This window comes from Pseudonocardia sp. ICBG162, assembly GCF_020496225.1.
GTDB classification, from domain to species: Bacteria; Actinomycetota; Actinomycetes; order Mycobacteriales; family Pseudonocardiaceae; genus Pseudonocardia; species Pseudonocardia alni.
Genome location: NZ_JAHLJD010000031.1, coordinates 1,625,658 through 1,638,170 on the forward strand (window position 1 = coordinate 1,625,658; position 12,513 = coordinate 1,638,170).

The 12,513-nt window shown below is 73.0% G+C and carries 12 protein-coding genes; 9 read left to right on the forward strand and 3 right to left on the reverse strand.

Annotated features, from left to right (window positions below; translation table 11 throughout):
• Both KPL60_RS32635 and KPL60_RS32640 read left to right on the forward strand, forming a co-directional pair.
• Positions 1 to 1,113: a peptidyl-prolyl cis-trans isomerase gene (locus KPL60_RS32635; RefSeq protein WP_226354654.1), complete on the forward strand. Its 1,113-nt coding sequence runs from the start codon at positions 1 to 3 to the stop codon at positions 1,111 to 1,113.
• Positions 1,110 to 1,331 (forward strand): hypothetical protein, encoded by a 222-nt coding sequence (locus tag KPL60_RS32640; RefSeq protein ID WP_226354655.1) that lies wholly within the window; start codon positions 1,110 to 1,112, stop codon positions 1,329 to 1,331. Before KPL60_RS32635 ends, KPL60_RS32640 begins: the two co-directional genes overlap by 4 nt.
• Before the next feature lie 67 nt (positions 1,332 to 1,398).
• Here KPL60_RS32640 and KPL60_RS35005 read toward each other — a convergent pair whose 3' ends face one another.
• A complete protein-coding gene (locus tag KPL60_RS35005) occupies positions 1,399 to 1,890 on the reverse strand; it encodes a hypothetical protein (protein ID WP_226354656.1) in 492 nt (163 codons plus the stop codon).
• A 36-nt stretch (positions 1,891 to 1,926) separates the two neighbouring features.
• Entirely contained in the window at positions 1,927 to 2,865 is a 939-nt protein-coding gene (locus tag KPL60_RS32650) for an ABC transporter ATP-binding protein (protein ID WP_226354657.1), read from the reverse strand.
• A 125-nt stretch (positions 2,866 to 2,990) separates the two neighbouring features.
• Here KPL60_RS32650 and KPL60_RS32655 point away from each other — a divergent pair, with 125 nt between their 5' ends.
• Both KPL60_RS32655 and KPL60_RS32660 read left to right on the forward strand, forming a co-directional pair.
• Entirely contained in the window at positions 2,991 to 3,410 is a 420-nt protein-coding gene (locus tag KPL60_RS32655) for a hypothetical protein (RefSeq protein WP_226354658.1), read from the forward strand.
• A gap of 20 nt (positions 3,411 to 3,430) precedes the next feature.
• On the forward strand, positions 3,431 to 3,820 hold the full coding sequence (locus KPL60_RS32660; protein WP_226354659.1) for a hypothetical protein: 390 nt from the start codon (positions 3,431 to 3,433) through the stop codon (positions 3,818 to 3,820).
• Between the two features lie 16 nt (positions 3,821 to 3,836).
• Here the strand turns inward: KPL60_RS32660 and KPL60_RS32665 are convergent, their stop codons facing one another.
• Positions 3,837 to 6,455: an FAD-dependent oxidoreductase gene (locus KPL60_RS32665; protein ID WP_226368170.1), complete on the reverse strand. Its 2,619-nt coding sequence runs from the start codon at positions 6,453 to 6,455 to the stop codon at positions 3,837 to 3,839.
• Positions 6,456 to 6,644: 189 nt separating this feature from the next.
• Between KPL60_RS32665 and KPL60_RS34355 the strand changes: the two genes are divergently transcribed.
• The 5 genes from KPL60_RS34355 (at position 6,645) to KPL60_RS32690 (ending at position 12,439) form a co-directional block, all read left to right on the forward strand.
• Positions 6,645 to 7,562, forward strand: a complete 918-nt coding sequence (locus tag KPL60_RS34355) for a LuxR C-terminal-related transcriptional regulator (RefSeq protein ID WP_305080731.1) — start codon at positions 6,645 to 6,647, stop codon at positions 7,560 to 7,562.
• Between the two features lie 139 nt (positions 7,563 to 7,701).
• Positions 7,702 to 9,246 (forward strand): acyl-CoA synthetase, encoded by a 1,545-nt coding sequence (locus tag KPL60_RS32675; protein WP_226368171.1) that lies wholly within the window; start codon positions 7,702 to 7,704, stop codon positions 9,244 to 9,246.
• A 142-nt stretch (positions 9,247 to 9,388) separates the two neighbouring features.
• Positions 9,389 to 9,829 (forward strand): SCP2 sterol-binding domain-containing protein, encoded by a 441-nt coding sequence (locus KPL60_RS32680; protein ID WP_226354661.1) that lies wholly within the window; start codon positions 9,389 to 9,391, stop codon positions 9,827 to 9,829.
• 34 nt (positions 9,830 to 9,863) lie between these two features.
• Complete coding sequence (locus KPL60_RS32685) at positions 9,864 to 10,919, forward strand: alcohol dehydrogenase catalytic domain-containing protein (protein WP_226354662.1); 1,056 nt, start codon at positions 9,864 to 9,866, stop codon at positions 10,917 to 10,919.
• The gene (locus tag KPL60_RS32690; RefSeq protein WP_178376694.1) at positions 10,916 to 12,439 is read left to right on the forward strand and encodes an aldehyde dehydrogenase; all 1,524 of its coding nucleotides are present in this window, start codon (positions 10,916 to 10,918) and stop codon (positions 12,437 to 12,439) included. The genes KPL60_RS32685 and KPL60_RS32690 overlap by 4 nt, the downstream gene beginning before the upstream one ends.
• Positions 12,440 to 12,513 lie beyond the last annotated feature (74 nt).

Below are 12,513 nucleotides of genomic sequence, written 5' to 3' on the forward strand. Positions count from 1 at the left end.
GTGAAGTCCACACTGGCGTGGATCGCCGGCGCCGCCCTCGACCGGATCCGGACCACCTGGACCGGCCGGATCGTGGCGGGCGTCCTCGTCCTCGCCCTCGTCGCCGGGATCGGCGGCGGGGTCTGGTGGAAGATGCAGCAGGTCCCCGACGGCGCGGCGCTGGCCGTCGGCGACCGGGTCGTGACCGTCACCGACCTCGACGACCGGGTGCAGACCCTGCGGGCGCTCTACGGCGTCCAGCCCCCGGTCGAGGACCCGGTGAAGATGGACGGCTTCCGCCGGGACGCCGCCAAGGCCGTCGCGCTGAGCATGGTGCTGGAGGACCGGGCGACCGAGATGGGCGTCGGCATCGCCGACGCGAAGGTCCGCCAGACCCTCGACCAGTACATCACCCAGCAGCTCGGCAACGGCCCCGGCGCGCGCGACGACTTCATCAAGGTCCTCGGCAACGTCGGCACCACTGAGGACAAGGTGATGACCGAGGTCCGCCAGCAGATGGTGGTCGGCGAGCTGTTCGACCGGGTCACCAAGGACGTGACCGTCACCGACGACGACCTGCGCGCCGAGTTCCCGAAGTACGCCGAGCGGCTCGGGACCCCGGAGAAGCGCGACCTGTCCAACATCGTCGTCGCCAGCAAGGAGGCCGCCGAGAAGATCGCGGCCGACCTGCGGGGCGGGGCCGACTTCGCGACCGTCGCGCGGGCCAGCACCATCGACAACGCCACCCGCGCGAACGGTGGTGCACTGGGCCCGATCAGCGCCGACCAGCTCCAGCCCGACTACGCGAAGGCCGCCTTCGGCGCCCCGGCCGGCCAGGTGTTCGGCCCGGTGCAGAACCAGTTCGGCTGGAACGTCGGCCGGTCCGGCGCGGTGACCCCGGGCGTCCCGGCGAACTTCGACCAGGTCAAGGACCGGCTCCGCGAGCTGGTGCTGTTCGACCGCCGGATCAGCCTCTGGGGACAGTGGATGACCGACTCGCTGGCGAACGGCGACGTCCGCTATGCCGACGACTACCGCCCCGCCGACCCGGACACCGCCCCCACCGGCGCGAGCCCGGGCCTGCCGTCGGGCACGCCGCAGACGGTCCCGCCCGCGCCGGGCGGTGGCGGGTGAGTCCTGCCTGGACCGTCCTGACCTTCGCGGGTCTCGGCGTCCTGCTCGCCCTGATGGGGTGGGCGGGACGCCGGCACGCGGCGGGCCTCGGCGCCGTCCCGGGGATGCCCGCCGAGCTGCAGCAGCACCGGGTCGCCGTCATCCGCCGCGGCGCGACGGCCTGCCTGGTCGTGGGCGTCGCGTTCGTCGTGATCGGGGTGCTCGCGCCGCTGCTGTGAGGCCGTCACGGCACCGCCGTTACGGGAGAGCCCCGGCCGGGATCCGGCCGGGGCTCTCCCGTGCGGGTCAGCGGACGGTCGCCGCCGGGACCGGGTCGCCGTTCGGGTTCAGCGGCATCCAGGTCCCGCCGAAGGCCTCGACGCCCTGGCCGGTCACCGCACCCGGGGCCGCGTCGCCCGCGAAGCGGTGCAGGAGGTGCCCGGCGTAGGTCACGACCTGCTCGCCGCCGGCCGTCGGGGTGGTGCCCAGCACGTCGGTGCGCAGCGGGTTCAGCGCCGCGTCGGCGGGGTGCGGTACGCCCTCGGCGACGTAGGCCGGCCACTGCGCGAGGCAGTCACCGGTGCAGTCCCCGGCCGGGACGCGGGCGTACAGCACCCGGCCCTGCCCGTCGGCGAGCACCGCGCCGGCCGCCGAGGTGACGACGTCGACGGTCGTGTCGCCGCCGGCGAGGGTGAACCGCTCCTCGGGGGCCGCGGGCCCGGGGGACGAACAGGCGCCGAGGGTGAGGGCGGCCGCGGCGAGGAGCAGGGCGGCACGGTGGCGGGACGGGGTGGGCACGGTTCCTCCGGACGGTGGGGGTCGGTGGGCTGGGGCTCAGCGGGTGAGCAGCAGGAAAAGGCAGTACGAGGTGACCAGCGCCAGCACCACGAGTGCCGGCACCAGCAGCCGCGGGTCCAGCTCGATCGTGCGGGAGCCGCGGCGTGGTCCGTCCAGCTCGGCGCGGGTCGCGTCCGGGTCGGGCGGGCCGAGGAAGTCCGAGATGCGGAAGCGGCGGTCGAAGTCGTCGGAGTCGGTGACGCCGTGCAGCAGCTCCGACGGCGGCCCGCAGGCCACGATCCGGCCGTGGCACAGGATCGCGACGGTGTCGGCCAGCTCCCGGGCCAGCGCGATGTCGTGCGTGGTGACCAGCACCGTCGCCCCCGTGCGCTCGTGCTGCTCCCGGACGGCCGCGACGAGCGTGCCCGCGTGCGCGGCGTCCAGCCCGGTCTCCAGCTCGTCCAGGACGAGCACCGGGGCCTCGACGGCGAGCGTGCGGGCGATCGCCAGCCGCTTGCGCCCGTGCGCGGGCAGCTCGGCGGGCAGCGCGTCGGCCCGGTCGTGCAGCCGCATCTCGCGCAGCCGGTGCATCGCGACCCGCTCGACCCGCTCCGGGGACAGGCCGCGGCCGTCGAGGGCGTAGGTGAGGTTGTCGTAGGCCGACAGCGACCCGAACAGCGACGACTCGAACACCGACGGCCCGCCGAACAGCACGCTCATGCCGCGCCGCAGCCGTCGCAGCTGGGCCTCGCCCGCCGCGTGCACGTCGACGCCGTCGACCGTGACGGTGCCCCGGCCCGGGGCGACGAGCCCGGCGAGGTGACGGACCAGGGTGGTCTTGCCCGAGCCGGACGGTCCCATCAGGACGGTGACGGTGCCGGGCGCCAGGTGCAGGCCGAGCCGGAACAGCACCGGGGTGTCGTCGATCATCGTCGTGACGTCGGTGAAGTCGATCGCGGGCCCGCGGGGGGACTCGCCGGACACGGGTCCCGTCATCGCACCAGTGGACGCCGTCGCGGCGGGCCGCTCGTCTCCCGGGGGTGGTGACTCCCTCTCCCGTAGTGGGTGTCCCTGCGCGTGGAGGGGTCCGTACGGCCGGACGGGCGCTCTAGCCTGCGGCCATGAGCGAGCAGGTGCGGAGCCGGTCCACGATGCCGTGGGCACTGGTGGTGTCGGCCGCCGCGTGGATGCTGACCGCGGTGCTGCTGGCCGTCGCGTGGGCGGGGTTGCGGCCCGAGTCGACGGTCGACGAGGACACCGCGAGCACGCTGGCCGGGCAGGGCGCCCCCGTCGTCGAGGTCGGGACGACCGCGCCGTACCCGGCGTGGCTGCTGCTCCTGCTCGCGGTGCTGCTCGTCGCAGCGGGCGCCGGCCTGGCGCTGCGCCGCCGCGCGGCCCGTTACCCCGCGGTCGTCCTGTCCGTTGTGTCGGTGGTGCTCCTCGCCTCGGCGGGGCGCTGGGAGACCGTCCCGGCGATGGTGCTGCTTGTGGTGGGGACCGTCCCGCTGCTGACACCCTCCGCGCTGCGACACCTGCGCTGAGCCGACCGAAGGGAGACCTCGTGGCCGTCCCGGGGTTCGACTGGTTCTCCGACCGCGTGGACTGGGTCAGCCTGGTCCGCGGCGCCTCGCTGGCGTTCAGCGTGCTGGTGATCGGCGGCCTCGCCGCGCCGCTGGGCTCGCAGATCCCGGTGGTCGGCCCGGCCTGGCTGATCATCACCGCGGTCGTCGCGTTCGTGCTGGCCGGCTACCGGATCGGCGACGCCGTCGACCCGCGGGTGCACGGCGCCGGCGCGGCCGTCGCGGGGTACCTGCTCGTGCTGCCGCTGGTCGTCCTCGGCACCGGGGGCCTCGACCCGACGCAGCTGGTCCTCACCCTGCTCACCGCGGTGGTCATGGGCGCGATCGCCGGGCACCTCGCGGGCCGGAACCGGGACCGCCGCCCCGCGTAGGCGGCGGCCCCGGGTCTCACCTCCCGGTGGCGACGGCCGCGGCGTGCTCCTCGCGGCGGGCGCCCTTGAGGCTGTACCCGCGGCTGACCTCGTACGGGTCCCAGTCCGGGCCGTGCTCGGGCAGGGCCGCGACGTCGGTGATGACCTCACCCCGGTGGAACCGCCGGAGCAGGTCGGTGCCGAGGATCTCCGACGCCGTCCCGACCCCGCCGCGCATCGTGAACGCGATGCCGTACATGTAGGTCGTCGAGGCACCGGCCAGGTACAGCCCGCGGATCTCGGTCGTCGCGGCGATCCGCCGGCCCGGGCCGATCTGGTCCCTGGCGTTCTCCGGGCCGTAGGGCATCCGGGACAGCGTGAAGCGCTCGTGGGTCAGCGGGGTCGCCGACTCCTGCCACAGCACGTGCCCCCGGAGCTCGGGCAGCGCCTCGAGCATCCGCTCCATGACGACGCCCTCGATCTCGGCCTTGCGCTGCTCGTAGAGCGGGGAGTGCTTGTACGACGGACCGCTCATCGGGTCGCCGCCGCCCCAGAAGTCGTACTCGCCGGGGACGGAGCAGAACGCCTCGATGCTGCTGTGCCCGGGCGGGCCGAAGTGCTTGCGCCCCCAGGTCTTCAGCGTCGGTGAGCTGATGGCCAGCCAGCCCTCGGGGTCCCAGCCGCCGCGGTCCATGATGTCGTAGGTCGTCTGCATGTCGTAGCGGCCGTGCAGGACGAAGTTGGTGGCGGGCCGGGTCCTGGCCAGCTCGATGTCGGCCGCGACGTAGGTGGAGAAGATCGAGTATCCGCGCCGGAACCGGCGGATCCGGTCGAGGGTGCTCCGCTTCAGGTGCTGCGGCTCGATCAGGTCCTGGAAGGTCCTGTGCACGTCGGCGTTGCTGACGACGACGTCGGCGTGGATGCGCTCGCCGTCGGTCAGGGTCACCCCGGTGACGCGGCCGGACTCGACGTCGATCGAGCGCACCCGGGCGCGGGTCCGGATGACCCCGCCGTGTGCCTGGATCACCTCGGCCAGGTTGGCCGCCAGGACCTGCCCGCCCTGCTCGGGGAAGTAGGCCCCGGCCTTGAAGTAGTGGCGCAGCAGCACGGCCAGCAGCAGCGCGGGCGTCCGGACCGGGGCGGTGTTGTGCAGGTGCACCAGCGCGAGCAGCGCGGCGCGGGCCTCGCGCCCGAGCTTGTGCCGGTCGAAGAACGCCGAGATCGGCTGCTCCAGGCTGCGGACGATCGCCGCGACCTCCCACGGGCGCTTCCCCAGCGGCAGGATGGCCTTCACCGAGTGCGGCACGTCGTTGATCCGGTCGGCGCTCTCGCCGACGTAGCGCAGCTCGGCGATGGCGGAGCGGAGCCCGTCGGCGTCGGACGGGTAGGTCTGCGCCAGGTTGTCGGCGAACCGGTCCCAGTCGGTCGGGACCCGGAACGCGTGGTCGGGGAACTGGACGGTGTCCATGCCGTCGTCGTCCATCCGGGACCAGGCGATCCGGTCCTCGACGCCGAGGCCGCGCAGCACGGTGGGGATCAGCCCGTCCGAGCCGGGTACGCAGCCGCCGACGTAGTGCACGCCGCAGTCGAACTCCCAGTTGCCGCGGCGGCGGAACACCTGGGAGCAGCCGCCGAGGATCTCGTGCTGCTCCAGCAGCAGGACCGACTTCCCGGCGGCGGCCAGGCAGGCGGCGCTGGTGATGCCGCCGAGCCCGGACCCGACGATCACGGCGTCGTAGCGGCGCACCGGGTGCCCGCCGCCCGCCGCGGCGGCGACGAGGTCGGGGACCGTGGTCAGCTTGCGGCGCGGCCGGCCCTCGGTGGCGCCCGCGGCGCGCTCGGCGCGGTCGATGCCCTGCCACCCCGCCAGGTCCACCGGGCGGGGGAGCAGCGCGTCGACGGAGCGGCGGTCGAGGGTCCCGGAGCGCGGGAGCCGACCGGCGTCGAGGTCGTCGAACAGGGCGCGCACGGTGTCGCGGGCACACTTCTTGTTGGTGCCGATGATCCCGGTGGGGCCGCGCTTGATCCAGCCGGTCACGTAGGTCCCCGGGCGGTCGGCAACCCGGCCGTCGGTGTGCCGGACGATGCCGCGGTCGCTGTCGAACGGCAGACCGGCGGGCGGGGTGCCGCGGAAGCCCACCGACCGCAGCACGAGCCCCGCGGGGATCGTCTCCTCGACGTCGGTCGGCACGGCGCGGGCGACCCCGTCGGCGTCGCGGGCGATCCGGTTGCGGACGGTCCGGACCGCCTCGACCCGGTCGGTCCCGAGGATCTCGACCGGGGAGGTGAGGAAACGGAGCACGATCCGGCGCGGGGCGCCGGTGAGCGGACGGCCGGCCCACCCGGTGAGGGTGTCGTGCTTGCGCCGGACGGCGCCGGCCGGGATCGAGGCGGGGTCGACCCCGGCCAGGTCGCGCTCGTCGACGACGAGGTCGACACCCGCCACCTCGGCGAGCTCCTCGAGCTCGGGGTGGATGGCGTCGACCGGGCAGGCGTCGACGCAGGCACCGCAGTCGATGCACGCCTGCGGGTCGATGTAGAGCTGTTCGACCGTGTCGAAGTCGGGATGGTCCGGATGCGGGTGGATGCAGGAGACCGGACAGATCTCCAGGCACGAGTAGTCGGCGACACACGGCGCTGTGATGACGTAGGCCACGATGGGATCCTCTGGTGGGAAGGCAGGTCCGCAGGTCTCGGTCGAGAACGGACCGGACGGGATCATCGGAAGCTATCGCCGCAGGTCAGGGCGTTCCATCACGTCGCGGCGGTAGATCCCTACCCCCGCCGGTGTAGGGCGGGTCCCATCGGCCCGCAGGAGCAGTGCGGCTCACCCGAGGAGGACGCGATGCCCCAGTCCCTGGGGAGGCGCCTGACGGCGCCCGACCCGACCGCCGGCGTCGTCGACGGGCCGGACGGAGAGCCGGAGGAGCACCGTCGTGTCCTCGGTGCACTGGCGGCCGTCCCCGAGGTGCTCGCGGCCGCGCCCCGGCACGACTCGCTGGACGCGGTCCTCGGATGGGTGGCGCGCGAGGCCGTCGACCGGTTCGGGTTCGACCGGGTGATGGTGCTCGGGCTGGAGGACGACCGGCTCGCGGTGCGCAGCACCGTGTTCCGGGACCGGCCCGAGGAGGCCGCGGAGGCGCACGAGAACGCCTGCCGGTACCCCGTCGAGCTCCGTCCGGGCGGTCTGGAGGTCGAGATGCTGCGGCGCCGGGCGCCCGCACTCGTCGACACCCGCGACGACGACCGCGTCTGGCGCCCCATCGTCGACCACATCCATACGCCGGGCTACGTGGCCAGCCCGGTGCTCGCGTTCGGCCGCGTCGTCGCCACCATCCACGCCGACGCCTGCTACTCCGGCCGGGAGCCGACGGTGCCGGACCGGAGCGTGCTCGGGCTGCTGGCGCAGGTGAGCGGGGTGATGCTGGAACGCGCCCTGCTCGCCGAGGAGCTCACCCGGCTCCGTACCGCGGTGCGGCTGAGCGCCGGGCAGATGCTCGCGCTGACCGCCGTCGACGGCCTCGCGGAGCCCGCGGCGGCGACACCCGTCGCCGGCGCCGCGCCGGCGGCACCGGACCGGTCCGGGCTGACCGCACGGGAGCGGGAGGTCCTCGAGCTGCTGGCCCGGGGGATGACCAGCGCCGAGATCGCCCGCCGCCTGGTCGTCTCGGTCGACACCGTGAAGGTGCACGCGCGCAACATCCTGCGCAAGCTCGGCGCGTCCACCCGGGCCGAGGCGGTCGCGCGGTTCCTGCGCGGCTGACCCCTGCGCCCGAGCGGGGGAGGAACCACCCCCTCGGGAGGGATGCCGGGTCACCCGGTGTGCCGACACGATGCGGGCTGCGACGGCGGTGCCTCGCCCCGGCGCCGTTCCGACCCACTCTCGAAGGGGAGAGCAGCCCGTGTTCCCAGGGACCCATGCGCGCACCCGGCCCGACCACCCGGCGGTCGTCCAGCCCGAGACCGGCCGTACCACGACCTACGCCGAGCTCGACGACCGTTCGCGCCGGATCGCCCACGTCCTGCGCGACGCCGGACTGCGCCGCGGCGACCACGTCGCGTTCGTCTCCGACAACGCCCCCGAGGTCTTCGAGATCTACTGGGCCGCGCTGCGCTCGGGCCTCTACGTCACCGGGATCAACCACCACCTGTCCCCGGACGAGGCCGCCTACATCGTCACCGACTGCGGCGCGCGGGTCCTGTTCGCCTCGGCCGCCAAGCGCGAGCTGGCCGAGGCGCTCGTGGACCGGACGCCCGGCGTCGAGCGCCGCTTCGCCTTCGGGGGAGCGGTCGAGGGCTACGAGGCCCTCGGCGCGGCCATGGAGCTCGCCCCCGACGAGCCGCTGCCCGAGCAGCCCCGCGGTGCGGACATGCTCTACTCCTCGGGCACCACCGGCCGGCCGAAGGGCATCAAGCCCGCGCTGCCGACCATCCAGGTCGACGAGCCCGGTGACCTCTACACCGCGGTGTTCGGCCCGATGTACAAGTTCGGCGAGGACACCGTCTACTACTCCCCGGCGCCGGTCTACCACGCCGCGCCGCTGCGGTTCGGCGGCATCGTGCACGCCCTCGGCGGCACCGTCGTCATGGCGCAGAGGTTCCGGGCCGAGGACACCCTGGAGCACCTCCAGCGCTACCGGGTCACGCACGGACAGTTCGTGCCGACGATGTTCGTGCGCATGCTCAAGCTCGACGACGAGGTCCGGAACTCCTACGACGTCTCGTCGCTGCGGGTGGCCGTGCACGCGGCCGCCCCGTGCCCGGTCGACGTCAAGCAGAAGATGATCGACTGGTGGGGCCCGGTCCTGCACGAGTACTACTCCTCGACCGAGGGCAACGGCGTCACCTTCATCGACTCGGCGGCCTGGGCGGAGAAGCCCGGCAGCGTCGGCAAGGCGGGCCTCGGCGTCATCCGGGTGTGCGACGACGACGGCAAGGAGCTCCCGACCGGCGAGGTCGGCACCGTCTACTTCGAACGCGACGTCCCGCCGTTCGAGTACCACAACGACCCCGAGCGGACCCGCGACGCGCGCCACCCCGAGCACGAGAACTGGTCCACCACCGGCGACGTCGGCTACGTCGACGACGACGGCTACCTGTTCCTCACCGACCGCAAGGCCTTCATGATCATCTCCGGCGGGGCGAACATCTACCCGCAGGAGGTCGAGGACGTCCTCACCCTGCACCCGAAGGTCTACGACGTCGCCGTGATCGGCGTGCCCGACCCGGAGATGGGCGAGCAGGTCAAGGCGGTCGTGCAGACCCCCGAGGGCGTCGAGGGCTCCCCGGAGCTCGAGGCCGAGCTGCTGGAGTTCGTCCGCGAGCGGATCGCGCACTACAAGGCCCCGCGCAGCGTCGACTTCGCCGCGGAGCTGCCCCGCAGCGCCACCGGGAAGCTCGTCAAGGGCGAGCTGCGCAAGCAGTACACCGAGGTCGCCCCCGCCTGACGGACGCGCCGCGACGGTCACCGCGCGGAACCGTCCGTCACGCACCGTGCATCCGTAGGGAGCACGGAACCACCCCCCGGGAGCGATGTGACCCCCCTCGCTCCCGGACAGCATTCGTACCACCGACGGCGCCCACTTCCGGGTGTCGGCACCAGCACTCAACGAGGAGATCGAGATGGGCTTCTTCGCCGACAGCAACGAGGTCGACAAGTACATCGGCGGCGTCTTCCGCGCGGCCAACGACCACCCGGAGTCGGGCCCGAAGATGCGCGCCGCGGACATCAACCTGCGGGTGCTCTACACCGACCCCGACACCGAGATGTGGGTCAAGATGCACGAGCCGGCCCTGGACGTGCACACCGGCGCCGACGAGGACAAGGCCGACATCACCCTGATGATGCGCGCCGACACCGGCGACAAGTTCTGGCGCGGTGAGTACAACCTCGCCGTCGGGCTGGCCAAGGGCGAGGTCAAGGCCAAGGGCCCGGTCAACAAGATCCTGAAGCTGGTCCCGCTGACCAAGCCGCTGTTCCCGATGTACCGCGAGCTGGTCGCCGAGAAGGACGCCTCCGCGAACGCCTGACCCACCCGACGACACAGGAAGGGACGCCGACGAGATGGCGACCATGAAGGCGGTCGTGCTCCGCGAGCCGCACAAGATCGAGGTCATGGAGGTCCCCAAGCCGGAGATCACCGACCCCGGTGACGTGCTGATGCGCGTCGACCTCACCGCGATCTGCGGTACCGACCTGCACCCCTACGAGGGCCGGATCGTGATCGAGGACGACGTCGTCCTGGGCCACGAGTTCCTCGGCACCGTCGAGGCGGTCGGGTCCGGGGTCAACCTGATCTCCGAGGGCGACCGGGCCGTCGCGTCGTGCGTCGTGAGCTGCGGGAGCTGCTACAACTGCCGCCGCAACCGTCCCGGCCAGTGCTTCGGCACGATGATCTTCGGTCTCGGCGTGACCTTCGGCAGCCTGTCCGGCGGCCAGGCCGAGTACGTGATCGTGCCGAACGCCGACCGCACGCTGCGCAAGCTCACCGACGAGGGCAAGGGCAACGACGAGGACAAGCTCTTCGTCGGCGACATCATGGCCACCGGCTACGAGGCCGTCCGCAAGTTCATCCAGCCCGGTGACACCGTCGCCGTGGTCGGCGCGGGCCCGGTCGGGCTCTGCGCCGCGATGGCCGCGAACGTGCTCGGCGCGTCCCAGACCGTCGTCGTGGACAAGGTCGCCTCCCGGCTCAAGGAGGCGGAGGCCATCGGCGCGATCCCGGTCAACGCCGACGAGACCGACCCGGCCGACGCCGTGCAGGACCTCACCGACTGGCGCGGCGCGGACGTCGTGATCGACGCCGTCGGCCACCCGTCGGCGCTGCTCTCGGCCTGCTCCCTGGTGCGCTCCGGCGGCGCCATCTCGATCCCCGGCGTCTACACCGAGGACTCGATCGAGCTGCCCTTCGGCGACCTCTACCTCAAGGGCGTCACCATCTCGCAGGGCGTCGCCAACATCACCAACTACATGGACGAGACGCTCGCGCTGATCGCCGCCGGCAAGCTCGACCCGAGCCGGTTCATCTCGCACCGGATGCCGATGTCGCAGGCGACGGAGGCGTACCGGATGTTCGAGGAGCGCGAGGCCACCAAGATCGTCCTGGACCCCACCGCATGACCGCCGGGACGACCGTCCGCCACTTCCCGATGCGGATCGGTGGCAAGGACGTGGACTCGAACGACCACCTGGAGATCCGCGACCCGCAGAACGGCGAGCTCGTCGCCACCGCGGCGTCGGGCGGGGCGGCGGTCATCGACTCCGCCGTCGACGCGGCCCAGGCGGCCTTCGACGACGGCGGCTGGTCCCGCGCCACCCCCGCACACCGCGCGTCGGTGATGCGGGCGATCGCGGACCGGCTCGGCGAGCGGCTCGACGAGATGGTCGAGCTGGAGATCATGGCCAACGGCGCCACCGTGCGGCAGGCCACCGGTTTCCACGTCGGCTACTGCGCCCCGCACCTGGAGTACTTCGCGGGCCTGGCGGAGCGCTACGAGTTCGAGACGCCCATGCCGCGGGCGACGTTCCCGGTGCTCGGCCAGTCGACGCTCCGCAAGGAGCCGATCGGCGTGGTCGGCGCGATCGCACCGTGGAACTTCCCGCTGCTGCTGTCGCTGTGGAAGTTCGCGCCGGCCCTGGCCGTCGGCAACTCGGTGATCCTCAAGCCGGACGAGAAGACGCCGCTGTCGGCGCTGGAGTTCGCCCGGATCGCCGAGGAGTGCGGGCTGCCGCCGGGCGTGTTCAACGTCGTCCCGGGCCCCGGCCCGGACGCGGGTGCCCGCCTGGCGTCGCACCCGGGCGTCGGCAAGATCGGTTTCACCGGGTCCACCGACGTCGGGCGCGAGATCATGCGCCTGGCCTCGGGCACGGTGAAGGCGGTGACCCTGGAGCTCGGCGGCAAGTCGCCGGCGCTGGTCCTCGACGACGCCGACCTGGACATCGCCGTCGACGGCGTGCTGTACGGCTGCATGCTCTACTCCGGCCAGGTCTGCGAGTCGATGACCCGCCTGCTGCTGCCGGACTCGCTGCACGACGAGTTCGTGGAGCGCATGGTCGCCCGGGCCTCCACCATCCAGCTCGGGGACACCCGGGACTGGGAGACCGACATGGGCCCGGTCGTCTCGGCGAAGCAGAAGGACCGCATCCTCGAGCTGATCCGGTCCGGCAAGGACGAGGGCGCCACCGCCGTCCTGGGCGGCGGAGAGGCCCACGTCGAGGGGTACGAGGGCGGCCACTGGATCCAGCCGACCATCTTCACCGGCGTCCGCAACGACATGCGGATCGCCCGCGAGGAGATCTTCGGCCCGGTGCTGTCGGTCATCCGCTACGGCTCCGAGGCCGAGGGCGTCGCCCTGGCCAACGACACCCAGTACGGGCTCGCGTCGTCGGTGTGGAGCCGCGACAACTCCCGTGCCCTGGACGTCGCCGAGAAGATCAAGGCCGGCTCGGTCTGGATCAACGACGCACACCAGATCAACTGCGAGGTGCCCTTCGGCGGGTACAAGCAGTCCGGTGTGGGCCGCGAGCTCGGCCCGCGCGCGCTGGACCCCTACGTCGAGGAGAAGAACGTCCACCTCGACCTGTCCGGCACCCGCGACGCCCGTCCGTACGACGTGCTGCTCAGCCACGCCGAGGACTGAGCACCCTCTCGGGCCCTCCCCGGCAACCGCCCGTGCCGGGGAGGGCCCCTCCCTCTCCCGTTGGGGGTACGACG

Excerpts from the sequence above, each read along its gene's own strand:
- KPL60_RS32650 (WP_226354657.1), bottom strand. The coding sequence starts at position 2,865 with ATGACGGGACCCGTGTCCGGCGAGTCCCCCCGCGGGCCCGCGATCGAC.
- KPL60_RS32655 (WP_226354658.1), top strand. The coding sequence starts at position 2,991 with ATGAGCGAGCAGGTGCGGAGCCGGTCCACGATGCCGTGGGCACTGGTG.
- KPL60_RS34355 (WP_305080731.1), top strand. The coding sequence starts at position 6,645 with ATGCCCCAGTCCCTGGGGAGGCGCCTGACGGCGCCCGACCCGACCGCC.
- KPL60_RS32685 (WP_226354662.1), top strand. The coding sequence starts at position 9,864 with ATGGCGACCATGAAGGCGGTCGTGCTCCGCGAGCCGCACAAGATCGAG.
- KPL60_RS32690 (WP_178376694.1), top strand. The coding sequence starts at position 10,916 with ATGACCGCCGGGACGACCGTCCGCCACTTCCCGATGCGGATCGGTGGC.